Consider the following 25,414-nt stretch of genomic DNA (forward strand, 5'->3'; position numbering starts at 1 on the left):
ACAAGGGTCGCGCAGAGCAAAAGCCGCAAGGCTCGGACTGAAGTCACGAGCAAAAGAAACGGCAAGCTCAAACCACAAGAGGAAACCCAGGGTGAAAACGATGAAGCGTCTAGCGTCCTCCCGCTTCTGCAAATTGGCCACCACGGTCGTGGCGCCGCTCCTTGCATGCGGCCTCCTCACCGGTAAAGCGTCGGCCCAAGACGATACGACATCGGATGTGCTGCGCATCTGCGCGGCTGCCGACGAACTCCCATTTTCCAACCGCGACGGTTCCGGTTTCGAGAACAAGATCGCGGTCGCACTTGCAGAGACCATGGGCCGCAAGCCGCAGTTCGTGTGGTTCTCGCGCCCCGGCATCTACATCATCCGCGACCAGCTCGATATGAAGATGTGCGACGTCGTGATGGGGCTCGATACGGGCGATCCGCGCGTTGCGACGACGAAGCCGTATTACCGTGCGCCATACGTCTTCATCCAGCGCAAGGACTCGAAGCTCGATATCAAGGACTGGAACAGTCCGGATCTCGCCAAGGCGAACAAGATCGGCTTCACGCCCGGCACGCCGGCCCAGATCATGCTCGAGAAGATCGGTCTCTTCCGCGAGCACTTCAACTACATGCACTCGCTGACCAACTTCCAGGATCGGCGCAATAAGTTCACGCGCATTCCGCCGACCCGCATGGTCAACGAGGTGGCCGACGGAACGGCGGACGTGGCCGTCAACTTCGCCCCCGAGGTCGCACGCTACGCGAAAGCGTCCGATCGGGTGAAGCTGACGATCATCCCAGACAACAATGTGCGCAGCGACGGCGAGAAGGTGCCTCACCACTTCGACCAGTCCGTCGGCGTTCGCAAGGACGACACGGCCCTGCTCTCGGCGCTCGAGCTCGCGCTCGACAAGGCTAAGCCGAAGATCGAGGAGATCCTGAAGGATGAAGGGATCCCGCTCGTTGCGGGCCTCCCGAGATCATGAGCTTCAAACGGAAAACACGAACAACAACGGGTTCGACTACAGGATGAAGAAAAGAAAGTTCGGCTGGACTTCAGCACTGATCGTGAGCTGCGTACTGGCAACTGGAAGCGTCGCGGCGGAATCGTTCCGCCACACAATCACTGGCGAGGACCTGAACGTACCGGAGTCCTCTCTTCCTGAGGGACGCGATTCCGAAGCCGCAAAGCACTTTCTCGAGACCGGCGTCAACCTCTACACAGAGGTACCGGGATGCTTTCCGAAAGGCGAGGAGATCTATCTGACCGCCTGCTCCGGCTGCCACGGCCATTACGGCGAAGGCAAGCTTGGTCCGGGTCTGGGAGACGCGTACTGGACCTACCCGAAGAACACGACGGACAAAGGTCTCTTTGAGACGATCTACGGCGGCGCCCAAGGTATGATGGGTCCCCACGCGGATCATTCCATCGACGACCTGCTGAAGCTCATCGCCTGGATTCGTCACATCTACTCGGGCGACGTTGCTGACGCGGACTGGCTGACGGAGGAGCAGAAGAAGAACTTCAAGCCGTTCAAGCCTGAAGAACACAAGCCAGCGGAAGGCGGCGAGCAGGTCGCCGACGCGGGCGAGTGCAAGGCATCCGCGCCATAGCCGAAGGGCGCTCCTGCTGCGGGAGCGCCACCGGTGACGCGTGGATGACAAAGCGGATCAAACCGCTCGACGTGGAAGTTTTGGATTGGAGGAACTGACCCATGAAGAAGTCTATTGTGACGCTCGCCGCCAGCGCGGTGATCCTCGCCGTTGGCACTGGCGTCGCCGGTGCGTATGACGGAACGAAGTGCAAGGCGCCCGGCGATTGCTGGGAACCGAAGCCGGGCTACCCGGAGAAGGTCGCGGGCTCGAAGTACGACCCGAAGCATGACCCGAAGGAGCTCGCGAAGCAGCAGACCGCGCTCGACGCTCAGGACGAGCGCAACGCGCAGCGCGCCGCACACTTCAAGAAGACCGGCAAGTGGGTCTACGACGTCAAGAAGATCCAGTAGTCGATCGGCGTTAGGTCTCCTCGGCTGCAGTGCCACGCTTGCAAGAGTGCTCTGCTTCCTCTCCGAGGGTTCTTGGGGTGCGGCTCAGGCCGCACCTCCTTTTGAACGAGGCGGCGGTTCGGCTCCGCAGGCCGCGAGGTAACAATGCCGCACGACGATAAGATCGACTCCGGCGTTTCCGTCGGACGAAGCGACCTGTCCGAATGGCGCACGCGGGCCCAACGCTTCGAAGCCGAGATTGCAAAAGCGGTGGTTGGGCAGGAGCGCGTCATCCGCCTCTTGACGATCGCACTTTTCGCGCGGGGACACGTGCTGCTCGAAGGTGACGTCGGCGTCGGCAAGACGACGCTGTTGCGCGCCGCAGCACGTTGTGTCGGTGGTGCCTACGAGCGCATCGAAGGCACCATCGACTTGATGCCCGGCGACCTGATCTATCACACCTATCTGGCCGAGGATGGCCGCCCTCGCGTCGAAGAGGGCCCCGTGTTGAGGGCCGGCGAGAATCTCGCCATCTTCTTCTTCAACGAGATCAACCGCGCCCGCCCGCAGGTGCACTCTCTGCTGCTCCGCCTGATGGCGGAGCGTAGCGTATCCGCTTTCAACCGCGAGTTTCGGTTCCCGCATCTCGTGGTCTTCGCCGACCGCAACCGCGTCGAGCGCGAGGAGACATTTGAGCTGCCGGCCGCCGCCCGCGACCGCTTCCTGATGGAAATCGCGATCACGACACCCACCGACGCGGAAGCCCGCCGCGCGCTCGCCTTCGATCCGCGTTTCCATGACGGCGACCGCCTGATCGGCGGGCTCGAGCCGAACATCCTCTCCTACGCCGAGCTGAATGACGTCGGGCATGCCATTCAGAGCGAGATCAAAACCAGCGAGGCGCTGGAGCGCTACGTGCTGGATCTCTGGCAGGCTGTGCGCAATCCGGCTGCCGGGGGCATCATGATCCCGGGCGTCGACACGCAGCGCCTCGTCGCCGCAGGCGCGAGCCCACGCGGCCTCTCCTACCTCGTGCGCGCCGCGCGCGTCGCGGCCTGGCTCGACGGCCGCAACATGGCCGTCCCCGAGGACGTACGCGCGGTGTTCTTCGAAACCATGGCGCATCGCATCTTCTTCGAACCGGTCTACGAGATGCGGCGCGAGATCATCGCGCGCGAGTTGATCGACGCGCTGTTCGAGACGGTTGCGGTGCCATGAGCGCCATGCCGAAGACGGCGGCGACGGTTCCGGTCGACCTGCCCTATCGGATCGTCTGGCGGAGCAGAGCCCTGCGACAGGGCACGCACCGAAGCGTGCAGTCGGGCGCCGGAGGCCTGTTCCGCGATCTCGCGACGCTGCTCGAGTACAACGACCCACGCCGTATCGACCTGCGCCAAAGCCTACGCGACCCGTTCGAGGCGCTGCATGTGCGCCGCTTCGAGGAGAAGAGCCAGATCGGCGTCGTCATGCTGCTTGACGTCTCGGGCTCGATGGGATTCCACGGCGCCGCACGCAAGATGGCCATCGCCGCCGACCTTGCTGAGGTCTTTGCGACGGCCGTGCGCCGGGCCGGCGATACCTTCGCGCTTTACGCCGCCGATGAGACGGTGCGCGAGGAGCTGTTCGTGCCCCCCACGCGTTCGCGCGTCGGCGAGGCGGACATGGTCGCGGCGTTGCGCGCCTACGTGCCCGAGCGCAAGGGGGCTGCGGGACTGATCGATGCCGCGCGCCGGATTGGGCGCCGGCGCAACCTGGTACTCGTCGTGTCGGATTTCCTGCTGCCCGAGGATCAACTCGCAACCCTGTTCGAGGAGCTTGCGGGCCACGACGTCGTTCCGATCCGCATCGCGGATTCACGCGAGAGCGCCAAGCTTCCCGCCTGGGGGCTCGTGGAGCTCGCCGATCTCGAAACTGGCCGGCGGCGCCTCGTAGCCATGAGGCCTGCTTTGCGGGCGGAGTGGCAAAGGAGGTTCGAGGCCCGCCGGTCTCTTTTCCGCACGCTGGCTGCGCGCTACGGGCGCGAGCCGTTCGAGATCACCGATTCCATCGCATGGGATCGCCTCGGTGCTCATCTGGCCACGGGAGCCTGAGACATGCGGCGCGCCGGCCTCGCTCTGTTGATGCTGGTGGGGCTCTCGGGGCGCTCGGCAGCCGAGGTGCGCGCCGTCCATACCATCGAGCCGCGCGCTTTCGGTTACTTCCTTGGCGATACGCTCGAGCGCGTCGTCGAGATCGAGACCGGTCCGGACGACGAGATCGTCCCGGCCTCGCTGCCGCGTACGGGGCCGTCCAACTACTGGCTCGAGGTGCGGGCCGTCGAGACGAGCTCCGAGCGCCACGGCGATGGCCGCCTGCACACGCTCAAGATCACGTACCAGACCTTCTACGCACCCATTGACCCGCGAAAGGTGACGATCCCCACCATGGACATCGGCATCCGCGGGCTGAACGGCAGCGAGACGGCGACGATTCCATCCTTCACGCTGATCACCTCGCCCATCCGTGAGATCTTCCCGGAGAAGAGCGGCGAGACGGCCGAGACCTTCCTGCGGCCGGATGCATCGGCTGAGCAGAGGCGCTCCGGCAGCCTGCGCACGGCAGCGCTTGGCGCCGCCGGCCTCTCCGCCCTGTTTCTTATCCTGCTCGCCCGCGATCTTGCGTGGTGGCCATTCCATACGCGCCCAACCCGGCCTTTCTCGCGCGCCGTGCGCGAGATCGGGCGCGCACTGGCCAAAGGCGGCGCGGATGGCTACCGGGGCGCGTTGCTCGCCATGCACCGCGCGTTTGATACCGCAGCCGGCCACCGTCTGCTGGCGGCGGATCTCGATACCTTCCTCGCGGCACATCCCGAGCATGATGCGAGCCGTTCGCTCGTCGAGCGGTTCTTCGCCGCTTCGCGCGCCGTGTTCTTTGGCGAGGCGCCGCGCGAAGGCGAGACACAGCTGCCGCCGACAGAGCTCAAGGCGCTGGCCGCGACGCTTGCCCGTCAGGAAAGGGCAGCCAGATGACGGATTTCGCCCTCACCACGCCGAGCGTGCTCTTTTTGTTGCCGTTGGCACTGCTACCGCTGCTCCTCTCGGCGCAGCGCCCGCAGAGCTATCCGTCCATCGATGGCATCGAGGCCGATCCTCTGTCGATCGTGTTCGATTGGGTGCTGCGCATTGCGGGCGCCATTGCCATCGCCGCGCTGATCCTCGGCATTGGCGGCTTGCACCGGCTTGGCCGCACCATCGAGAAGACGGGCGAGGGCGCCCACATGGTGCTGCTCATCGATCGCTCGTCGAGCATGGACAACACGTTCGCGGGACGGGCTCCCGAGGGTGGCGAGGAGAGCAAGTCTGCAGCCGCGCGCCGCCTGCTCAAGAACTTCGTCATTCACCGCGAGCACGATCTGGTGGGCGTCGCGGCGTTCTCGACCTCGCCGATGCACGTCTTGCCGATGACCGACCACAAGGAGGCCATCGCCGCCGCCGTTGATGCAATGGATCGCCCGGGTCTGGCGTTCACCAACGTCGGCCGTGGCCTGGCGCTCGCGCTTGATATCCATGAAGCCGATACGTCGCCTGCGGCGCGCGTCATTCTGCTGGTGTCGGACGGCGCAGCGGTCATCGACCGAAAGGTGCAGGACGCGCTGCGCGCCGCCTTCGCGCGCCGTCCGATGAACCTCTATTGGCTGTTCTTGCGCACCGAGGGCACGCCCGGCATCTCGACGGTTCCAGGACCCGGCGAGGAGGATACGCCGCAGGCCATGCCTGAGCGCCATCTCGATAAGTTCTTCAAGTCGCTCGGCATCACGTATCGCGCCTTCGAGGCGGAGAACCCCGAAGCAATCGGCAACGCCATCGCCGAGATCGGCAAGCTCGAGCAGAGCCCGATCAAATACGAGGAGCGCATTCCGCAGGAGGATCTCAAAGCGCGCGCTTTCATCGTGGCGCTCTCAGCCCTGCTTGTGCTGCTCGCGGCCAAGCTGGCCGAGGTGCGCCTTGTCCCGTCAACGGAGGACGCGTGATGCAGGCCGAGCAGCAAAGCACCCTGGCCCGCGTTCTCGCACCCGCGGCGCGTGCCTTGCGTAAGGTGCGCACGCTGGCACTCGCCACCGCCTTGATGGCCTCCGTCGCGGCCCTGGCGCTGCTGACGCTGCGCGTCAACGACGTCCGTCGCGACAACGACACCATCGCCGCCCTCAAGGCCGGCGATGACGTATCCGTCGATCCGCGCAGCGCCTCCGACGAGGTTCTTCTCGCGCGCGCGGCGTTCCTGCTCCAGCGCGATCGTGACGAGGAGGCGCAGCAGGTGCTCGATGCGTCGTCCGGCATGGCCGATCCGAAGCTTCGGGCGCGCCTGCTCTACAACCACGCCAACGCCCGCATCCGCGAGGCCATCGCAGCCGTTAGCCGCGGCGACCACGACAAGGCCATTCCGGCAACGCGCCTCGCCAAGGATGAATACCGCCTGGCGCTCAGGCTCGATCCCGGCGCGTGGGACATCAAGCACAACTACGATGTCGCCATGCGCATCGTGCGCGATTTCCCGGGAGGTGAGACCGAGGGCGAAGAGATTCCGCCCGACGCGCCGAAGCGTCTTTGGACGGACCTCCCCGGCGTTCCGAGGGGGCTTCCCTGATGCGCGAGAGGCTTCGGGACGCGAGATTGTGGGTGCTGATCGCGGCGGCCGTGCTGACGTGCCTCGCAATCGTGCTGCCCCGCGTCAAGCTCACGCGCGAGGTCTACGACCTCGTCGCCGTCGTCGACATCACCGCCAGCATGAACACGCGCGACATGACGGTGGGCGGCCAGACCGTGAGCCGCATCGATGCAGCAAAGGACACGCTCGGGCGGCTGCTCGCGGACCTGCCCTGTCAATCGCGGCTTGGGCTCGGCATTTTCACCGAGCGCCGTTCCTTCCTTCTCTTCAACCCCGCCGAGGTCTGTGAGAACTTCGCCCCGCTCGAAACCGCCATTCACGAGCTCGATTGGCGCATGGCCTGGGAGGGCGACAGCATGGTCGCCAAGGGCTTCTTTCACGCAGCCACAATTGCCGAGGATCTGAAAGCGGATCTCCTCTTCCTCACCGATGGCCAGGAGGCGCCGCCCCTGCCCGCGGGCGGCACCATGCTGCCGGACTTCGAGGGAACGCCAGGCAAAGTGAAGGGACTTCTGATCGGTGTCGGCGGACGCGAGAAAGTGCCTCTGGCGAAGTTCGATGACGAAGGCCACGAGGTCGGCACCTATGCGGCAGACGAGGTGCCGCAGGAAAACCGTACCGGTCCGCCGCCGCCCGATGCCCACCTGCGGCCCGGCTATCATCCGAAATGGGCACCCTTCGGCACCGATCCACCATCGGGTGACGAGCATCTGACCTCCGTGCGCACCGAGTATTTGGACACGGTCGCAGCCCGCATCGGCTTTGGCCGCGCCGATCTGGTTGATCAGCCGAACCTTCTCGAGGAGATCGCGTCCCACGCCCGTCCGCGCCCTGTCGCTGTCGCGGTCGACGTCCGTCCCGTGCCTGCAGCGCTGGCGCTGGCGCTGCTGGTGGGCCTCTACGCGGCGCCGCTCTTCGCCCGCATTCGTACTCCCGTCAGGCGGACGCACCCTTCGGCGCCGCCCGTCACGGCCGCAGCCTTGAGAACTTGAAGTCACAACACGAGGATAACGATGACGTCTTTGATCCGTTTGATGTGCGCCCTGGCCTTCGGCTTCGCTGCCGCGACGCCGGCGATCGCGCATGGGCCGACGCCACAGAAAGCCGAGGAGAAAATCACGATCTCCGCGCCGCCCGCGAAAGTGTGGGAGGCTCTGAAAGAATTCGGCGATGTGAGCTGGAACGCGAAGATCAAGAAGGTGGCGGCAGAGGGCGGCAACGAGCCCGGTAAAGCGACGCGTACCATCTCGCTCGAGAAGGGCGATCTCGTTGAAGGCCTCGACGAGTACAACGATAAGGAGATGTCGTACGGCTACCGCCTCTCGACCGAGAACGCCGAGGCATTCCCCGTCAGCTTCTACTCGGCAACGATCGCCGTCACGCCGGCCGGAGACGGCAGCGACGTGACCTGGATTGGCCGCTTCTATCGCGCCGACACCAGCAACTTCCCGCCCGAGGACAAGAACGACGAAGCGGCCGTCAAGGCCATGACGGAGTTCATGCAGGAAGGCCTGAAGGGTCTCAAGGCGAAGGTCGAGGGTAAGAGCTGAGGCGCTGACGATGGTCAACAGCCGGCCGTGGGCAGCTGCGTTCGCCATGCTGGCGCTGTGCTGCGGTGAGCAGCGAGCCGCCGGCGCGGCAGAGCGCGTTTTCGTGCTGAGCCAGGCTGGCGCCACGCTGAGCGAGATCGAGGAAGGAGCCGGAAAGGCAACCCACCCGATCGCGCTCGGCAAGGCGCCTGCGGTGCTCACGGTCGCGCCCGAGACGGCCCTCGCCTATATCACCCATCCCGATATCGGGCAGGTCTCCGTCGTCGATGTCGCGAACGGGCTTGTGGAGCGCACGCTTACCGTCGAAGGCTCGCCGTTCGGCATCGCTGTGACGAAGGACAACCGCCTTTTCGTCGGCGACTGGAACGACGCGCACATCTCCGTCATCGATCTTGCGGGCAAGGTCCCCACAAAAAAAAAGATCGCGGTCGGCCGCGCGCCGGCTCACCTGGAGCTGACGCCCGACGAGACTCTGGTGTTCGTTGCGAACCGCGAGAGCAACGACGTGAGCGTCGTGCGCACGGATGACTTGACCGTCGCCGCAACCATTCCGGTGGGCCACGCACCGTTCGCTATGGCTCTCTCTCCAGACGCAACGCGCCTCTACGTCGGCAACGTGCAGGCTGGCACCGTCTCCGTGATCGACACGAAGAAGCTGGCCGTGATCGAGACCCCGGTCAGCGGCGCCATGCCGTACGGGGCCGCGGTGACGCCGGACGGTGCCCGCGTCATCGTGACCAATCAGCAGGCCGGCACGGTGTCGGTCCTCACCAGAAACGGCCAACCGCCGGCAACGATCAAGGTTGGAGACTACCCGGAAGGCGTCGCGATCGGCGCGGACGGCAAGCGCGCCTACGTTGCCAACTGGTTCTCCGACGACGTATCCGTGATTGATCTCGACGGTCTGAAGGAAATCCGCCGCATCAAGAGCCCAGGCGGACCGCGCGGGGTCATAAAACTTGTCACCGTGCCGTAAGGGCCGAGTTGTCGGAGAGAGCACCATGCGAACGGGATCGAGGCTAAGAAGCGCGGCGACCGGTTTGCTGGTGGCAACGGGCCCCTGGTGCACGGAAGCACAGGCCGGAAAGTACTGCGGCGATCCGCTCGAGGGCGGCCTGTCTTCGGGCGTGACGCAGGAGGAGGCGATCGAGGCGGCGCAGCAGTGGTGGTCGTCGCGCGCGGGCGCGCTCGGGCGGGGCTACCAGGATTGGGACAATGCCGACGACCGGGCACTCGAATGCAGCAAGAACATGAGCGGCAAGTTCCAGTGCCAGGCCACGGCTCGTCCCTGTCTGCCCGAAGGCACGCTGCCTGATGATCTTCCGAAACTGGACATGTAAACGCGACCGCCGGGCGGTCTGGGCTTGAAGGCCGCGGGCGCAATGGATATGAGGATTGCCGTCGGGGTGCCAAGCTTCTATAAGGGCCCCCCTGGACCGGATGGCGGCGCACCCGCCTCCGATCGGCAGCATCCGGCCGGCGAGCTGGTTTGAGCCGCCGCATATGGAAAGCCGCCTTAGCTCAGTTGGTTAGAGCGCTAGATTGTGGATCTAGAGGTCCCCCGTTCGAGCCGGGGAGGCGGTACCATCAATACCGACTTTTCGTTTGTGGAGCGTTCCTGCTCCAGCATAACGGCCAAATCACCCTCGACGGTGAGGTGCAGAGCCTCTCCCGTCGGCATTGGCATCACGATGATCTTCTTGATCAGCTCACGCACCAGCCCTACAGCCTCACGGCCCGCCTCATCGCCTTTGGTCAGGGCAACGCGGATTTGCTCCACCTTCTGCCGGTAGCGCTCAACGGCGCGCGGATGCAGCGCCAGCATTTCGTCCTCGATGGCATGGGGTGCGCGGGCGAGGATCGCTCCCTCCTCGGCCTCCAGCGCCTTGAGCTTGGCGAGGAGCGGCTTCGCCGGATCTCCATCCGCGATAGCGTTCACCACCGCTTCGATTTTGCGTCTCACCGCGGCCAATTCACGGGCGTGCTGGCGGCCAGCCTTGGCCCGCTCGGCAGCGAGGCGGGCACTCTCGGCCCGATAGGTTTCAACCGCCTCGGCGACGACTTCCGGCGCCAATAGGCGCTCCTGAAGGGCACGAAGGACGCGGTTCTCGACCTCGGACAGGGCTATGGTACGGGCGTTGTCACAAGTGCGCTTGTTGGTGCGCGCTGAGCACGCCAGCCGGTGCTTGTTCGTCATAATCATTGATGCGCCGCAGCAACCGCAGAGGACAAGCCCTGAGAAGATGTGCTTGGGACGGCGCCGCTCCGTCAGGCGCACTTGGCAGGTCGCTTTGCGCCGCTCCTGGGCCGCAGCGAAGACCTCAAGCTTAACTATTGTCAGCTGTGGCATCGGCCGGACGATCCACTCGTTCTCGGGACATAGCCGCTTCTGGCACTTCCCTGTGATCGGGTCCCTGACGTTACGCTGGCGCCCGAAAACCATCTCGCCGACGTAGAGCCGGTTTCCGATGACGCCGTTGGCCCGCTTGCGGGAGCCATTAATCGTGCTCGCGGCCCACTGCCCACCACGAGGCGCTGGGATACGCTCGCGGTTGAGGTCAGCGACGATGGCGAGCGGCGAGCGGCCCTCGGCGTATTCGCGGAAGATGCGCCGAATGATCTCGGCCTCCTCGGGAACGATAGTGAGCACGCCTGCATCCACAGACGTGTAACCGTAGGTCCGTCCACCCGTTGAACATCCGGCCTTGAGGCGCCCGACGAGGCCGCGGCGCGTCTTCTGCGCAAGGTCCTTCAAAAACAGCGCGGACATAGTGCCCTTGAGGCCCACGTGGAGTTCGGTGATCGGACCCTCGGCGAAGGTGATGATCTCGATGCCCCAGAACCTCAACCGCTTGTGTAGGCCGGCAATGTCTTCGAGGTCGCGTGAGAGGCGGTCGAGGGCTTCACACAGGACGGCATCGAAGGTACCCTGCGCCGCTGCCTCCATCAAAGCTTGAATACCGGGACGGTTGACCATCGAGGCGCCGCTGATGGCGCGGTCGGCGTACTCTCCGACAACCTGCCAGCGCTCATTCTGGGCACGCTCGCGGCACAATGCGAGCTGGTCGTCTACCGACCGCTCCGATTGGAGGTCGGTGGAGTATCGGGCGTAGATGGCGACGCGCATGGTAGGCCCCCCTGGCGCTCAAGCTCCGCGGCATGATCCTCGCGCGCAGCCTGACGTGCAAGCGCGATGGCAAGTCTTGCAACCGCGTCGTGGGCTGACTTCGAACATGGCGGCCGATGGTACGCCACCTGGCAAAACCTAGAGAAGAAATCGAGGAGCCAAATCAGGATAGATGGGCGGCCAACGGTCGAACTGGACTTTCGCTGCTGTCATCCTCAGCTGCTGTGTGCGACCGCAGGCATCGATCTGCCATTCGGCGATCCGGAATTCGATTTCTATCGACTTCCGCCGTTCGAGCGCTCCGACATCAAGGCCGCAGTCAATACGCTCTTGAATGCCCCGTCATCGCGTTCCGCTCGGGGGGCCCTGACGAGGGACTTGCAACGGCCCGGACGGCCGAACATCGCAAGCGCTCTCTGCCATGCCATTCGGGCCGCCTGGCCCGAGCTGGCGCCCCACTGGGGCACGGGCGTCGGGCTCAGGTTGCAGCGCGTCGACGCCGGGATCTGCACCGAGGTGCAGGCCGAGATGCGGAGCCGCAGGATCCCTGTGCTCTCAATCCATGACAGTTTCATCGTCCCCGCAGAATTCGAGAGAGACCTCCAACAAGTCATGGACGCAGCGATGGAGGCGGCCTGTCGCCGCCTACGCGAGCACCCGATCGAAATGTCACGTCCGCGCAAGAGCTTGAACGAACTGATCTGACCCTTGGAAGAGTGGAAGAGTGGGAAGTTGATGGTGCTGTTGTCTGAGTGTTGATGTCATGAATTGTCGCTCAACGTCTCACAGCCCTCTCGCAACTCGGTGGTGGTCCGTTTGGACTGTTGAACGATCATCCACCGACTCGCGGCCGTCTCGCAACGCAGAGCGGCTCAAGCGCTGGCGGAGCACGGGTTCGGCCTCGGCGACCACGTCGACGTCCTCCTGGCTTATCTTCACCCTGAAGCTCATGATGTTCGGATCGCTGTGGATCGTCGGCGGTGCCGTGGTTGCGGCCTCTGGCATCCTCATGGGCCTGTGCGCCTATGAAAGCTTCAGTACTGTACCCCAGTTATTCCCGCGCCGTGTGGCGATTGCTTGCATCTGTGGCCTCTGCGCGTTCGCCAAGTCCGGCCTCGTTATGTTGGCGGTGAGCGGACGTTTGACCGCCGGCGGCAATGTCGTTGCCGGCGCAGTGTGGCTCTACGTTGTGGCGTTCGATTGCTTCACCATAGCCCTCCTCGTCGTTCCCTGGGGCATGAGCCTTGGCAACGTCTGGCTCTGCGCGGCCATTCTCATGATGGAGATTACGAGCGGTTTGTTGCCGGTCCTTGCTTTCGGCTCTGCCCGCCGCCGGGAAGCAACGACCGACCCGCGCGCCTTAGTGTCACCGAACCGCGAGCAGGACCTCCCGGCCGTCGCCGGACCCTGCCCCGCTCCCAGGTCCTCACGGAAGCTCGCTGCCGCCGACCGAGACGAAGCTCGCGAACCACCGTCTGGAGGCTCCACGGGCGCCATGCCACGCTTCAGGAGCGTAAGAGGCCTCGTGCTCTATCTCCGGAAAAATGGATGCGGGGGCTTCCCGGAGCTGCATCTCGAAAAATACGGCGTGCTCAGGGCTTCTCAGCGCGCTCTCGCACGCGTGTTCGGACGGGCGCCTGCTACCATTAACGTCAGGTTGCGGAAGGAGGCGGCGGCCGGGATGATCATCGTAGAGACGTGCGCGAAGTACACGAGAGTGGCATTGCCCGCGCGTGACCCGGCCTAAAAGCCGGGTCATGGTCTGCGTTTGGGGGCGAACGAAAGCCGCGACCGCGCCTCAGGAATTTCGTGACTCCCCTATGTCACGAAAGAAATTGCAACCTCACCCCGGTCTGCAGAGCCATGACAGACCGCCGAACGAACGCGCCGGTGCGGCCTCATGACCTACGTCAGGACCGGAGTGGTGGCCTACCTACCAAGGCGTACGATAAGCGACCATCGAACCGCTGAAAAATCGGCGGCTCCGGTGGAAGAACAACAATTTCGTCGGGTTAGGTGTTCTATAAGCGGCACCGCCACGCAGCCCGGAGGCTGTGGTATAACTTTCGCGTTGTGCCTCAGCATGGTGACCGCGCCAAGTCGCACGAGCACCGAACGTTCGACGAACGCGATGCATAGTCTGCCCTGTCTGCCGATTAACAGGTGTTCGTGGGCGAAACATCGGTGTTCGCGCCGAGCAGAAGGCCGGACACATGGGAGCTACCGACCAGCTCTGCGAGACAAGCCAGAAAGTCCTTGCCAACGGGATCCCGTCCACACATGGGACGTCGCTGCCGTCGAAATGCCGAGAAAGCGGACGTCCAGTGACGTTGGGCGAACTCGATGAGTGCATGCGTAGGGCACGTCCGTAATTGATCCGCTTTCTGCCGTTCTGTCCAAGGTTCTATGGGCCACCCTTCGCCGGGACCCTTTTTATATGTCCTTTATGCTCCCGGCCCGTATTCCCAATCGAGACTTGATGTCAGTCGCGCCACGTTCCGCTCGTGTGTCATGAGGAGCGGAACATGCTTGATCTCGTCTATATCGCCTTGGGCCTCGGCGGATTCGGTCTGATGGCCGGTTACGCCTCCCTCTGCGCCCGGTTGTGAGGCGGCCATGGGCGATCCCCTGATCAGTCTGCTCGTCGCCGTCGGCCTCGGCGCCTACCTCGTCTACACGCTCGTTCGGCCGGAAAAATTCTAGGAGGCCCGGAAGGGTCAAAACAATGACATGGAATGGATGGTTCGAGATCGCGCTCGTGCTTGGCGCGGTCCTTGTAGCGGCATGGCCGCTCGGCACTTACCTGGCGCGCGTATTCTCAGGCGAGCGCACGGTGCTTGCGCCGCTTCTCATGCCCCTTGAACGGAGGCTCTATGCGGCTGCGGGCGTAAGGGCAGATCGCGAACAGAACTGGCTCGGCTATACGCTTGCCATGCTCGCCCTCAACGCGGTGGGGTTCGTTCTCCTGTATGCGCTGATGCGGTTGCAGGGCGTGCTCGCGGGGAATCCGCAAGGCTTCGAGGGCGTCCCGCCCGATCTCGCCTACAACGCGGCCACAAGCTTCGTCACCAATACGAACTGGCAGTCCTACGGCGGCGAGACGACCATGAGCCATTTCGTGCAGATGGCCGGCCTCGCCGTGCAAAACTTTCTCTCGGCCGCCACCGGCATCGTGCTCGCCATTGCTCTGACACGCGCGTTCGCTCGTAGCGGAGCGAAAGAGATCGGCAATTTCTGGGTCGATGTCACACGTGCGACGCTCTACGTATTGCTCCCGCTCTCGATTCTGGTCGCGATCGGCTTTGCCGCCTCCGGCGTGCCGCAGACGCTTGTGGGTAACGTCGAGATGCTCACGCTCGAAGGCACCAAGCAGACCATCGCACTTGGTCCCGTCGCGAGCCAGGAGGCCATCAAGCAGCTCGGAACCAACGGCGGCGGGTTCTTCAACGCCAACGCCGCGCATCCGTTCGAGAACCCGAACGCATGGTCCAACGTGTTGTCGATCTGGAGCATGCTGCTGATTTCGACCGCGCTGACGTTCACCTTCGGCCGAATGGTGGGCGACGGGCGGCAGGGTTTTGCGCTGCTGGCGGCCATGGGCATCCTTCTGGTCGCCGGCACAGCCATCGTTTACGCCTCCGAGACGGCGGGCAATCCGTTGCTGATCGCGGCAGGCGTCGATGCATCCTCCGGCAACCTGGAAGGCAAGGAGATTCGCTTCGGCCAAGCGCTGTCCGCGCTTTACGTCGCGGCCACCACGGGTCTTTCCTGCGGCGCCGTCAACACCATGCACAATTCGCTGACCCCGCTCGGCGGGTTCGTTCCGCTGTTCCTCATGCAGCTCGGTGAAATCCTCCCGGGTGGCGTTGGCTCCGGCCTTTACGGCATGATCGTCATGGCCGTGCTCGCGGTTTTCATCGCCGGCCTTATGGTTGGCCGTACGCCGGAATATCTCGGCAAGAAGATCGAAGTGCGGGAGATGAAACTCGCGGTGCTGGCGCTTCTTGTTCTTCCGCTCTTCATCCTGGGCTTCTCGGCGATTGCCGCCATGCTGCCAGCAGCGCTCGAAAGCCTCACCAATGCCGGTCCGCGCGGATTGTCGGAGATCCTCTATGCCTACTCCTCCGCGACGGGCAACAACGGCTCAGCCTTCGCTGGCCTCAACGCCAACACGCCGTGGTTCAACACCACGCTGGGCCTCGCCATGATGTTCGGACGCTTCGCCTACATCGTCCCGATGATGGCGATTGCCGGCTCGGTCGCGGCGAAGACCAAGAGCGCGCCATCGCCGGGCACTTTCCCGACTCATGGGACGCTGTTCGTCGGCCTCTTGATCGGCGTGATCCTGATCCTTGGCGGACTGCAATTCTTCCCGGCCCTCGCGCTCGGTCCCATCGTCGAGCACGTCCTGATGCTAGCCGGCAAGACGTTCTGAGGAGACAGTCATGAGCAAGCGCTCAACCTTTAGCCTGTTGGATCGGGCGATCCTGCGCCGTGCGGCACTCGACGCCGTCTTGAAGCTCGCGCCGCAGAAACTCGTCCGCAATCCGGTGATGTTCGTCACCGGTGTGGTCGCGGCGCTCGCCACGCTGATCTTCCTCCGCGATGCCGCAGTCGGCCGCGAGGGCCTTGCCTTCACAGGCCAGATCGCCGCGTGGCTGTGGTTCACGGTGCTGTTCGCCAATTTCGCTGAGGCCGTGGCCGAAGGGCGGGGCAAGGCACAGGCGGACGCACTTCGTCGGACACGGACCGATACCGTAGCGAAGCTACTCTTGCACCCCGATGACACGAAGGACGATCTGTGGGAGCCGCGCAACGCCTACGAGCTCCAAGAGGGCGACGTCGTTCTTGTAGAGGCGGGCGACACAATCCCGGCCGACGGCGACGTGATCGAAGGCATCGCGTCCGTGAACGAATCCGCCATCACGGGCGAGTCGGCGCCCGTGATCCGCGAATCCGGTGGCGACCGCTCGGCCGTGACGGGTGGCACCGTCGTGCTCTCAGACTGGATCAAGGTCCGTGTCACGGCGGCGCCGGGGTCTTCGTTCCTCGACCGCATGATCGCGCTTGTCGAAGGCGCCGAGCGACAGAAGACGCCGAACGAGCTCGCGCTCTCCATTCTGCTGTCCGGGATGACGCTGATCCTCTTGATCACCGTCGTCACGCTGTGGGGCCTGGCAGGCTACTCCGGCACCGTGTTGTCCGTGACGGTACTAATCGCGCTGCTCGTCACTCTTATCCCGACCACCATCGGCGGCCTCTTGTCCGCCATCGGCATCGCGGGCATGGACCGGCTGGTTCGGTTCAATGTCGTCGCTACCTCCGGCCGCGCCGTCGAGGCGGCCGGCGACGTTGACACGCTGCTCCTCGACAAGACCGGCACCATCACCTACGGCAACCGGCTCGCGACCGCGTTCATGCCGGTGCAGGGGCGCACGGAGTGGGACGTTGCCGAGGCGGCGCTACTCGCCTCGCTCGCCGATGAGACGCCGGAGGGGCGCTCGATCGTGGCGCTTGCTCGCGGCAGCTACGGTCTTGCCGGCAACAACCGGGAGCCGACAAACGTCGTCCCGTTCTCGGCTCAGACCCGCATCTCAGGCATCGATATCGACGGTCGCCGTCTTCGGAAGGGGGCCGTTGACGCACTGCTCACCCAGATCGGGCAGACACTCGAGCAGACACCTGATGCGTTTCGGCAGGCTGTGCAGGAAATTGCCCGCACCGGTGGCACACCGCTGGCGGTTGCGGAAGGTTCCGGCCTTGTCGGGATCATCCACCTCAAGGACGTGGTCAAGCCCGACGTCAAGACTCGCTTCGCCGCGCTCCGCCGCATGGGTATCAAGACCGTGATGGTCACCGGCGACAATCCCGTAACGGCTGCAGCCATCGCGTCGGAGGCGGGCGTCGACGACTACATCGCCGAGGCGACCCCGCAGGACAAGCTCGCCTACATCAAGTCGGAGCAGGCACGTGGCCGCATCATCGCCATGTGCGGCGACGGTACCAACGATGCGCCGGCGCTGGCGCAAGCCGACGTCGGAGTCGCGATGCAAAGCGGTACCCAGGCCGCGCGCGAGGCGGGCAACATGGTGGACCTCGACAGCGATCCGACCAAACTCATCGAGGTCACCGAGATCGGCAAGCAGCTCTTGATGACACGCGGTTCTCTGACGACGTTCTCGATTGCCAACGACGTCGCCAAATACTTCGCCATCATCCCGGCGCTGTTCGTCGCGACTTACCCGGAGCTCGATGCGCTGAACATCATGGGGCTTGCGACGCCGCAAAGCGCCGTCCTGTCTGCGGTCATCTTCAACGCGCTGATCATCATCGCGTTGATCCCGCTGGCCCTCAAAGGCGTCTCCTATCGCCCCGTAGACGCCGCAGCCCTGCTGAGGCGCAACGTCTCGATCTACGGTTTGGGCGGCATCGTCGTTCCGTTCGTCGGCATCAAGATCATAGACCTCGCCGTCTCCAATCTCGGTTTGGCCTAGGGAGATTTTCAATGCACGCTTATCTTCGGCCGGCCGTCGCGCTGGTTGTCCTCTTCACGATCCTCACGGGTCTCGTCTATCCGCTCGCCATGACCGGACTCGCCACGGTGTTCTTTCCGACCGAGGCCGAAGGCAGCCGGCTTGAACATGACGGGAAGGTGGTGGGCTCGGTGCTGATCGGGCAAACGTTTGCATCCGACCGCTATTTCCGAGGTCGCCCCTCGGCCGCCGGCGAAGGGGGCTATGACGCATTCGCATCGTCAGGCTCGAACCTGGGGCCGCTCTCGCAGGAGCTGCTGGACCGGGTCAAAGACGATGTCGAAAAGCTGCGTCGGGAGAGCGCCGCCCCCGTGCCGGCCGATGCCGTCACCGCCTCGGGCAGCGGCCTCGACCCCCACATTAGCCCTGCCTATGCCGAGCGTCAGGTCGAACGCGTGGCCAAGGCCCGCGCCGTTGCGCCGGATCGTGTACGGGCGCTCGTTGCCAAGCATACGGAAACGCCCTACCTGGGAGTCATCGGTGCGCCACGCGTTAACGTCTTGCAGCTCAATCTTGCCCTTGACCAGGCATTCGGCGCGGGCTCCGGATAGGATATGGCCGAGTCTACGAACACCAACGAGGCGCGCCGCCCCTCGCCACGGGCGCTGCTTGAGCTTGCCGCAAAGGAGCAGCGCGGCAAGCTCAAGGTGTTTCTTGGCATGGCCCCGGGTGTCGGCAAGACCTACGCGATGCTTTCCGCGGCCCGCGCACTCAAGGCGGAAGGGCTGGACGTTGTCATCGGCCTCGTCGAGACCCACGGGCGGCCGGAGACGACGGCCCTGATCGAGGGGCTCGAGGTTCTTCCGCGCCGCGCCATCTCCTACCGCAATCGCACGCTATTGGAGTTCGATGTCGATGCGGCCATTGCGCGGCGACCGCAACTGCTTCTGGTCGACGAGTTCGCACACTCTAACGCGCCGGGGCTCGTGCATCCGAAGCGCTATCAGGACGTCGATGGGGTGCTACAGGCTGGCATCGACGTCTGGACCACGCTCAATATCCAGCATCTCGAGAGTTTGACCGATGTCGTACAGCGCATCGCGGGCATCACGGTGCGGGAAACTGTCCCGGACAAGGTCGTGGAGAGGGCAGACGAGATTGTCGTCGTGGATCTCCCGCCTGAAGAGCTAATCAAGCGCCTCAAGGAAGGCAAAGTCTATCTGCCGGACAACGCGCGCCGCGCCATCGACAAGTTCTTCCAACTGAGCAACCTCACAGCGCTGCGCGAGCTGGCACTGCGGCGCACCGCCGACCGCGTCGATGAGCAGATGCTGTCGCAGCTCCGCCAGCAGGGTATCGAGGGGCCCTGGCCCACGGCCGAGCGGCTCCTCGTCTGCGTCGGGAGCGACGAGCTGTCGGAAACCGTGGTGCGCGCCGCCGCGCGCATGGCAGCAGCGCTCAAGTCCGACTGGATCGCTATCCACCTCGCCCATAGCGACCGTGAAAGCACGGACCGTAAGGACGTTCGCCGCATAGAGAAGGCGATGCGGCTAGCGGGTCGCCTCGGCGCGACGGCCGTTCGCATCAACGCCAGGGATCTGGCGGCCGAGGTGCTCGCCTATGCCAAGCGCAACAACATCACGCAGATCGTCATCGGCCGCTCGCGTCCCGGTTTTCTCGGCGGTTGGATGCGCCGGTCGCTCTCGACGGAACTGATGGCGAAGGCCGCGGGGATCTCGGTCACCGTCGTCGCGCCGGAAACGTCTCCGTCGCGCACGTTGCGGTTTGCGCTTCCGAAAATCGATACGCTCTGGACCGGTGGGCTGACGGCTGCCGCGGCGGTTGCGCTCAGCGTTGCAGTCGGGACGCTGCTCGAGCGCATCACGGATCTCCCGAACCTCTCGATGGTATTCCTGCTCGCCGTGCTCATCTGCGCATTGCGGTTCGGCCTCCACTCCGCCATTGCCGCTGCGGTGTTTTCCTTTCTCGCCTTCAACTTCTTCTTCATCGAACCTCGCTACACGCTGACTGTTGCATCCCCGCACGAGTTGTTCGCATTGCTCATCTTCTTGGCCGTCGCGATAGCGACCGGTAGCCTGGCCGGGCGGCTGCGGGAGCAGGCCTCTGCAACACGCGAGCGCGCCGAGGCAACGCAGGCCCTGTACGAGTTCTCGCGCAAGCTCTCAGGCGCGCCTAAAATCGATGATGTGCTCTGGCTCCTCGCTGCCCAATCGGCGGCGATCGTGAAAGGAAAGTCGATCATTCTTCTGGAAAAATCGGGCGAGCTCTCGATCGAGGGTGGCTGGCCGCCGGAGGACACGCTCGGTACGGCCGACTGGGCTGCCGCGCGGTGGGCACACCGTAAAGGTGAGCCGGCCGGACGCATGACCGAGACCATGCCCTCGGCTGTCTTTCACTTCCGCCCCCTGATCTCCTCGCCGAACGTGATCGGCGTCCTCGGCGTAGCGCCGGACGAAACGACCGACACCTTGCCCTTGGCAACGGCGAGCGCCGTACAGGCGTTCGCGGATCAGGCGGCCATTGCGATCGAGCGTACACGGCTAGTAGAGCAGGCAACCGAAGCCGCGACGACTGTGGAAAGCGAGCGCTTGCGAAACGCGCTCTTGTCCTCGATCTCGCATGATCTTCGCACACCCCTGGCTTCCATCCTCGGATCTGCGACGAGCTTACGTCAGCTTGGTGATCGGATGGGAAAGAAGGACCGCGCCGATCTCCTCGCCACCATCGAGGAGGAGGCAAACCGGCTCTCCGTCTTCGTTTCGAACCTGCTCCACATGACGCGTCTGGAGGCCGGGGCCCTCGATATCTGCCGCGACTGGGTCGATGTCCGCGACGCTGTAAACGGGGCCGTCTCCCGGGCGGCGAGGGCCCTTCCCAAACGGCGGGTGCAAATGTCGCTAGAGGACGGACTGCCGCTCATCCGGGGAGATGCCGCGCTGCTCGAGCAGGTTCTGTTCAACTTGCTCGACAATGCGCACAAGTATAGCCCGCCGGTATCCGTGACGCGGATTGATGCGCGCGCGACGGCGGGGGGTGTGCGCATAGCCGTTTCGGACGAAGGTATCGGCATTCCTGCGGAGTCACTGAGCAAGGTGTTCGAGAAGTTCTACCGCGTTGCCGGCAGCGATGGCCGCGCGCCGGGAACTGGACTCGGGCTCTCGATCTCAGCCGCGATCGTCAAGGCCATGGGCGGCACGATCGAGGCAAGGAGTCCCGCAGCGAGCGGGAAGGGGACCGAGATCTCAATCTTGCTTCCGGCTGGCGAGGGGCAGAGCGACAATCAAGGCGATAAAGGTACGACATGAGTGGTGCGCGCATCCTGATTGTCGACGACGAGCCACAGATTCTTCGCTTCCTGAAGCCGAGTCTCGCGGCCGCCGGATACGACGTCGTGGCGGCCACAACGGGAAAGGACGCCCTCAAGGCGGCCGCGACCCTGTCGCCACAGGTGATTGTGCTCGACCTGGGCCTTCCCGACATGGACGGCAAGGACGTGATCCGCGAGCTTCGGAGCTGGTCCCGCACACCGATCCTAGTGCTCTCGGCGCGCGATCGTGAAGCCGAGAAGATCGAATCCCTCGACCTCGGTGCCGATGACTACATCAACAAGCCCTTTGGGATTGGCGAGCTGACCGCAAGGCTGCGGGCCGCCCTCCGCCATGCCGCGCAGCAGGCCTCGGAGCAAACCCAATTCAAAGCCGGGAGCCTTGAGGTGGATGTGTTGGCGCACAAGGTTACGCGCGACGGCGCGCCCGTGAAGCTCACACCCAAGGAGTTCGATCTGCTCGCCATTCTGGTGCGCAATGCGGGGCGCGTCCTCACCCATCGCCAGATTCTGACTGCGGTCTGGGGACCGGCCCACACGGAGGACCTGCAGTATCTGAGGGTCTTTGTCGGCCAGCTGCGCCAGAAGCTCAGACCTTCGCCCGATGCGCCGGAGTTGATCCTGACCGAGCCCGGGATCGGCTATCGCCTCGCGATCGACCCGTAGAAGAATCGGTTGGCCGGAGCATCTCCGGGACCGCACAAAGGATGTCAGAAATCATGCAGATCGACATCAGCAGCCAGGACTACTTTCGCGATCCCGCTGCCGCAATCGCGCGATTGCGCGCGATGGGTCCCATGGTCGAGATCCGTTTCCCCATCGTGGGCAAGGTTTGGATCACGACGACGCAGGAGCTGGCGGCCCGTGTGCTGAAAGACAGTGAGACGTTCAGCCTGCGCAAGAAGGATGGCACGATCGCCGGCTTACAGTGGTGGATGTCAGGGCTCATCCGAACGCTCGCCAATAACATGCTGACGATGGACGAACCCGACCACACGCGCTTGCGGGAGATCGTTGACGAGGCGTTCCGCCGCCGCGCCATACTCGACATGGAGCCGCGCATTCGGGCGATTGCGGACACACTGGCGGATAAGCTGTTCGCGGACGGCAGCCCGGCGGACCTGGTTGATCGTTTTGCGCGCCGTGTGCCGCTTTCTGTCATCTGCGAGCTGCTTGGCCTGCCCGAGTCCGACCGCCCGCGCTTCATAGCTTGGACCAACAGGTTCACGCGCCTCGCCAGCTTTGTGGGCTTCTTCGCCCTGATCCCCGCCATGGCCTCGATGAAACGCTACCTTGAAGGGCAGCTCGAGGCAGCGCGAAAGCACGGCGGCGAGGGGCTGATCGCCGAGCTTATCCGCGTCGAGAAGAAAGGCGGGCGGATCAGCCGTGACGAAATGGTCGCGATGATCTTCTTGTTGCTCGGCGCCGGAACGGAGACCACGACGCATCTGATCAGCGGATCGGCATACGAGGTCTTGCGCGAACGGAAATTGCGCGACTGGCTGGCGGAAGATTGGAGTCGCGCCAACTTGGCCGTTGAGGAGTTTTTGCGCTTCGTCTCGCCGGTGCAATTCTCAAAGCCGCGCTACGTCCGAAAGGACATTGAGCTAAGTAGCATTCGTGTGAAGGCTGGCGACAGGATTATGGCCATGATCGTTGCGGCCAATATGGATCCGGCGTTGAACGACCATCCCGAACAGCTTGACCTGTCGCGGCACCCCAATCGCCATCTCGCCTTCGGCACCGGCATCCATTTCTGCCTCGGCCACCAGCTCGCGCGCATCGAAGGCAAGTGCGCGCTTGAAGCCCTGCTGACGCGTTGGCCCAAGCTCGGCCTTGCCGTACCGGATTCCGCGATCAGATGGCAGGAGCGACCCGGCATCAGGGCCATCGCGAAGCTTCCGGTCGTTGCCGGGTGATGGCCATGCCTCAAGCGGATTGGCGATCTATGTTAGGTCACAATCGACGGGCGGCAACCATCAGACGGAAGATCTATGCTGAAACCAGTAGTGTCCAAGTTGTTAGCACGTGCCAGGTTCATGCTGCTCTGTCTCTCAATGAAGGAGATGGACCATGGAACAAGACCATGCACTTGCTGCTGACAAGATCACGCGCCGGACGCCTTGGAACAAAGGGAAACTCGTCGGCGCAAAGCCGCCCCTGAAGCCGAGCCATGTCTGGTCGATCCGAACGAAGCTGCAAATCGAGGGCAAGAAGCGTGATCTCGCCCTGTTTAATCTTGCGATCGATAGCAAGCTGCGCGGCTGCGACGTCGTCGCCGTCAAAGTTGAGGACGTCGTCGCCGTCAAAGTTGAGGACGTCGCGCCGAGCGGATATGCGACGGATCGAGCGACAATCAGGCAGAAGAAGACTGGCAGACCAGTTCGGTTCGAGCTTACCGACCAAACCCGACAGGCACTCGATGACTACCTGAGACGCACCGACAGAAAGTCGGGCCAGTTTCTGTTTGCGGGTCGTGGCGACACGGGCGGCCTGACTACTCGGCAGTACGCCCGGCTCGTGCAGGAGTGGGTGGCCAGCATAGGCCTCGATCCGGCAAAGTTTGGCACGCATTCGCTGCGACGCACGAAGGCGGTACTGATTTACCGGAGGACTGGCAACCTGAGGGCCGTCCAGCTTCTGCTTGGACATTCCAAGATTGAGAGCACCGTGCGGTACCTCGGCATCGAGGTCGATGACGCGATTGAGATCGCAGAGAAGATCGATATCTAACGCGATGCACCAGTAAGCAGACGTGATCGGCGATCGCCTCGGCATCGCCGATCATGGGAGGTCTGATTGCATCTATGGGACGACGCTGCCGTCGAAATGCCGAGAAAGCGGTCGTCGGTGGCGCACCTGAAGGTATACGGGGTACATGAAATTTCGCGTCTGATTTCCGCCCGGAAACGGACATCAGCGGTATGACAATGCCCGGGGCCGCCGCAGACCATACGCTGGCACTTGTGCAGAACAATCTCGAAGCGGATCAGAGAAGCTGCCTCTGGACGCGCAACAACCGCCTTGTTGTCGTCCAGGGTTCTTCGCTTCCTCACCGAGTTCGAGCGGTCACGTCAGGCCGACGATATTCCGGCTCTAAAGGCGATCTCGCCAAGTTCAACGCGGATGCGGGCCGGACGTAGAGGGGGTGGCCGCATCCGCCGTTTCCTTATTTGACGTCCACCGGACCCGAGACCACTGCCGTTCTCTCCGCAAGCTCAGTGATCCTAGCCAAATAATCTTGAAAGTGGGGCGTGTCTCGATGCGCCTCTACAGCGGCTCGGTCTCGATAGAGTTCATCGAGAACGTAGCGATCCTCGTTTGAAGAGTCGCGCCAGACATCCCAACGCAGATTTCCGGGTTCCGCCCGGCAATGCGGCGCCATGCTGATAAGCAGGGTCTGAAGTTCTGCGCCCTTGCCGGGGCGGGCAGTAAGGATGGCGGTTATCTTGGACGTCATGTGAAGACTCCAATCGACGCACACGTGCGGTGCGTTTGAGGGCGATAGAGGACGAGCCAGCGATTGTCACCGCCAGCTCGAACGATCTTGCAAACTCAAGCAGTCCGCTTGAGGGCGGCGAGCAACTCTTTGGCCAGCGGTTCCGCCGAGGCGGGGTTCTGGCCGGTAATGAGACGGCCATCTACAACGACATGCGGCTGCCAGTTGTCGGCGGACGAGTAATCGGCCCCCTCGGCCCTCAGCGCGTCCTCAGGACCGTACGGTACATCCTCGCGGGCGTAATCATATTCTTCCTTTGCCGAGAACGCCGTGAGCTTCTTGCCGCGCACGAACGGTGTGCCGTCACCGAGATCCACACCGAGCAGCGAGACCGGACCGTGACACACAGCCGTCACGATCTTACCCGTGCTCCAGGCGCGGACGATGGCCTTCTGGACGTCCGCATTGCGTGCGATGTCGACCACGGGGCCCAGGCCACCAGGCACAAGGATGGCGTCATAATCCGCGGCGTCTACTTCCGACAGCTTGCGGCTGTGATTCAGCCGACGAAAGGCCTTGCTCTCGAAAAACTCTTTCTGGGCGGGGTCTTGCTCGTCGTAGGCGTCGTGCGGCGTCCATCCACCTGCAGGTGACGCGAACTCGATCGCGATCCCGGCCTTGTCGAGCACCTCGAACGGATGAGCGACCTCGGCGAAAAAGAAGCCGGTTTTACGATTGTGCGGGCCGATCACGGCCGCGTTGGTGACGATGAAAAGTACATGCTGCGTCATCGCTTTGCTCCTTGAATGAAGTTGGCCTGCTCCGTTGTACAGTTGGCTTCAACGACACTTCGAGAACGTCGT

General features: G+C 63.8%; 24 protein-coding genes, 1 tRNA gene and 1 pseudogene. 23 read left to right on the plus strand and 3 right to left on the minus strand.

All coding sequences use genetic code 11. The features are described from left to right. The first annotated feature begins 100 nt into the window (after window positions 1-100). The 16 genes from moxJ to CS1GBM3_RS14805 all read left to right on the plus strand — a co-directional run bounded on the left by moxJ (window position 101) and on the right by CS1GBM3_RS14805 (window position 13,040). A complete protein-coding gene (gene moxJ, locus CS1GBM3_RS14730) occupies window positions 101-973 on the plus strand; it encodes a methanol oxidation system protein MoxJ (RefSeq protein ID WP_083567620.1) in 873 nt (290 codons plus the stop codon). Further along, window positions 933-1,601, plus strand: a complete 669-nt coding sequence (moxG, locus tag CS1GBM3_RS14735) for a cytochrome c(L), periplasmic (protein ID WP_244534660.1) — start codon at window positions 933-935, stop codon at window positions 1,599-1,601. The genes moxJ and moxG overlap by 41 nt, the downstream gene beginning before the upstream one ends. 101 nt (window positions 1,602-1,702) lie before the next feature. Next, complete coding sequence (locus tag CS1GBM3_RS14740; protein WP_072396218.1) at window positions 1,703-1,993, plus strand: methanol dehydrogenase [cytochrome c] subunit; 291 nt, start codon at window positions 1,703-1,705, stop codon at window positions 1,991-1,993. 144 nt (window positions 1,994-2,137) lie between these two features. After that, a complete protein-coding gene (locus CS1GBM3_RS14745) occupies window positions 2,138-3,190 on the plus strand; it encodes an AAA family ATPase (protein WP_072396219.1) in 1,053 nt (350 codons plus the stop codon). Continuing rightward, window positions 3,187-4,062, plus strand: coding sequence for a DUF58 domain-containing protein (locus CS1GBM3_RS14750; RefSeq protein ID WP_072396220.1), 876 nt, complete (start codon window positions 3,187-3,189; stop codon window positions 4,060-4,062). The genes CS1GBM3_RS14745 and CS1GBM3_RS14750 overlap by 4 nt, the downstream gene beginning before the upstream one ends. A 3-nt stretch (window positions 4,063-4,065) precedes the next feature. Then, window positions 4,066-4,980, plus strand: a complete 915-nt coding sequence (locus CS1GBM3_RS14755) for a hypothetical protein (RefSeq protein ID WP_072396221.1) — start codon at window positions 4,066-4,068, stop codon at window positions 4,978-4,980. After that, a complete protein-coding gene (locus CS1GBM3_RS14760; protein WP_072396222.1) occupies window positions 4,977-5,981 on the plus strand; it encodes a vWA domain-containing protein in 1,005 nt (334 codons plus the stop codon). The genes CS1GBM3_RS14755 and CS1GBM3_RS14760 overlap by 4 nt, the downstream gene beginning before the upstream one ends. Then, complete coding sequence (locus CS1GBM3_RS14765; RefSeq protein WP_072396223.1) at window positions 5,981-6,595, plus strand: tetratricopeptide repeat protein; 615 nt, start codon at window positions 5,981-5,983, stop codon at window positions 6,593-6,595. Before CS1GBM3_RS14760 ends, CS1GBM3_RS14765 begins: the two co-directional genes overlap by 1 nt. Further along, on the plus strand, window positions 6,595-7,608 hold the full coding sequence (locus tag CS1GBM3_RS14770) for a vWA domain-containing protein (RefSeq protein ID WP_072396224.1): 1,014 nt from the start codon (window positions 6,595-6,597) through the stop codon (window positions 7,606-7,608). Before CS1GBM3_RS14765 ends, CS1GBM3_RS14770 begins: the two co-directional genes overlap by 1 nt. A 21-nt stretch (window positions 7,609-7,629) precedes the next feature. Beyond that, window positions 7,630-8,166 (plus strand): SRPBCC family protein, encoded by a 537-nt coding sequence (locus tag CS1GBM3_RS14775; protein WP_083567623.1) that lies wholly within the window; start codon window positions 7,630-7,632, stop codon window positions 8,164-8,166. A 10-nt stretch (window positions 8,167-8,176) separates the two neighbouring features. Then, window positions 8,177-9,142 carry a YncE family protein gene (locus CS1GBM3_RS14780; protein WP_072396225.1) on the plus strand — a complete coding sequence of 322 codons (966 nt, stop codon included), beginning with the start codon at window positions 8,177-8,179 and terminating at the stop codon, window positions 9,140-9,142. Between the two features lie 25 nt (window positions 9,143-9,167). Then, window positions 9,168-9,506 (plus strand): hypothetical protein, encoded by a 339-nt coding sequence (locus tag CS1GBM3_RS14785; RefSeq protein WP_072396226.1) that lies wholly within the window; start codon window positions 9,168-9,170, stop codon window positions 9,504-9,506. 170 nt (window positions 9,507-9,676) lie between these two features. Next, window positions 9,677-9,753: transfer RNA gene (locus CS1GBM3_RS14790), tRNA-His, on the plus strand. Between the two features lie 70 nt (window positions 9,754-9,823). Next, window positions 9,824-10,243, plus strand: coding sequence for a hypothetical protein (locus CS1GBM3_RS20175; protein ID WP_244534661.1), 420 nt, complete (start codon window positions 9,824-9,826; stop codon window positions 10,241-10,243). Between the two features lie 1,116 nt (window positions 10,244-11,359). Next, the gene (locus CS1GBM3_RS14800) at window positions 11,360-11,998 is read left to right on the plus strand and encodes a hypothetical protein (protein ID WP_072396227.1); all 639 of its coding nucleotides are present in this window, start codon (window positions 11,360-11,362) and stop codon (window positions 11,996-11,998) included. 247 nt (window positions 11,999-12,245) lie between these two features. Then, the gene (locus CS1GBM3_RS14805; RefSeq protein WP_072396228.1) at window positions 12,246-13,040 is read left to right on the plus strand and encodes a hypothetical protein; all 795 of its coding nucleotides are present in this window, start codon (window positions 12,246-12,248) and stop codon (window positions 13,038-13,040) included. 697 nt (window positions 13,041-13,737) lie between these two features. On the opposite strand, the gene CS1GBM3_RS19835 is transcribed toward CS1GBM3_RS14805, so the two are convergent. Then, window positions 13,738-13,911, minus strand: coding sequence for a hypothetical protein (locus CS1GBM3_RS19835; RefSeq protein ID WP_171946503.1), 174 nt, complete (start codon window positions 13,909-13,911; stop codon window positions 13,738-13,740). Window positions 13,912-14,018: 107 nt separating this feature from the next. Here CS1GBM3_RS19835 and kdpA point away from each other — a divergent pair, with 107 nt between their 5' ends. From kdpA to CS1GBM3_RS14845, 7 genes and pseudogenes are all read left to right on the plus strand, one after another. Beyond that, window positions 14,019-15,728 carry a potassium-transporting ATPase subunit KdpA gene (gene kdpA, locus CS1GBM3_RS14815; protein ID WP_072396230.1) on the plus strand — a complete coding sequence of 570 codons (1,710 nt, stop codon included), beginning with the start codon at window positions 14,019-14,021 and terminating at the stop codon, window positions 15,726-15,728. A gap of 10 nt (window positions 15,729-15,738) precedes the next feature. Beyond that, window positions 15,739-17,787, plus strand: coding sequence for a potassium-transporting ATPase subunit KdpB (kdpB, locus tag CS1GBM3_RS14820; protein ID WP_072396231.1), 2,049 nt, complete (start codon window positions 15,739-15,741; stop codon window positions 17,785-17,787). An 11-nt stretch (window positions 17,788-17,798) separates the two neighbouring features. Then, window positions 17,799-18,377, plus strand: a complete 579-nt coding sequence (kdpC, locus tag CS1GBM3_RS14825; protein ID WP_072396232.1) for a potassium-transporting ATPase subunit KdpC — start codon at window positions 17,799-17,801, stop codon at window positions 18,375-18,377. Between the two features lie 3 nt (window positions 18,378-18,380). Then, on the plus strand, window positions 18,381-21,092 hold the full coding sequence (locus CS1GBM3_RS14830) for a sensor histidine kinase (RefSeq protein WP_072396233.1): 2,712 nt from the start codon (window positions 18,381-18,383) through the stop codon (window positions 21,090-21,092). Then, complete coding sequence (locus CS1GBM3_RS14835; protein ID WP_072396234.1) at window positions 21,089-21,778, plus strand: response regulator; 690 nt, start codon at window positions 21,089-21,091, stop codon at window positions 21,776-21,778. The genes CS1GBM3_RS14830 and CS1GBM3_RS14835 overlap by 4 nt, the downstream gene beginning before the upstream one ends. Before the next feature lie 53 nt (window positions 21,779-21,831). Continuing rightward, window positions 21,832-23,113: pseudogene (locus CS1GBM3_RS14840) on the plus strand (cytochrome P450). A gap of 72 nt (window positions 23,114-23,185) precedes the next feature. Continuing rightward, a complete protein-coding gene (locus CS1GBM3_RS14845; protein ID WP_072396235.1) occupies window positions 23,186-23,845 on the plus strand; it encodes a tyrosine-type recombinase/integrase in 660 nt (219 codons plus the stop codon). A gap of 436 nt (window positions 23,846-24,281) precedes the next feature. Here CS1GBM3_RS14845 and CS1GBM3_RS14850 read toward each other — a convergent pair whose 3' ends face one another. Together CS1GBM3_RS14850 and CS1GBM3_RS14855 are read right to left on the minus strand one after the other, a co-directional pair. After that, window positions 24,282-24,572 carry a putative quinol monooxygenase gene (locus CS1GBM3_RS14850; RefSeq protein WP_072396236.1) on the minus strand — a complete coding sequence of 97 codons (291 nt, stop codon included), beginning with the start codon at window positions 24,570-24,572 and terminating at the stop codon, window positions 24,282-24,284. Window positions 24,573-24,667: 95 nt separating this feature from the next. Beyond that, a complete protein-coding gene (locus tag CS1GBM3_RS14855; RefSeq protein ID WP_072396237.1) occupies window positions 24,668-25,342 on the minus strand; it encodes a type 1 glutamine amidotransferase domain-containing protein in 675 nt (224 codons plus the stop codon). Window positions 25,343-25,414 lie beyond the last annotated feature (72 nt).

Source organism: Hyphomicrobium sp. CS1GBMeth3, from assembly GCF_900117455.1.
Lineage (GTDB): Bacteria > Pseudomonadota > Alphaproteobacteria > Rhizobiales > Hyphomicrobiaceae > Hyphomicrobium_C.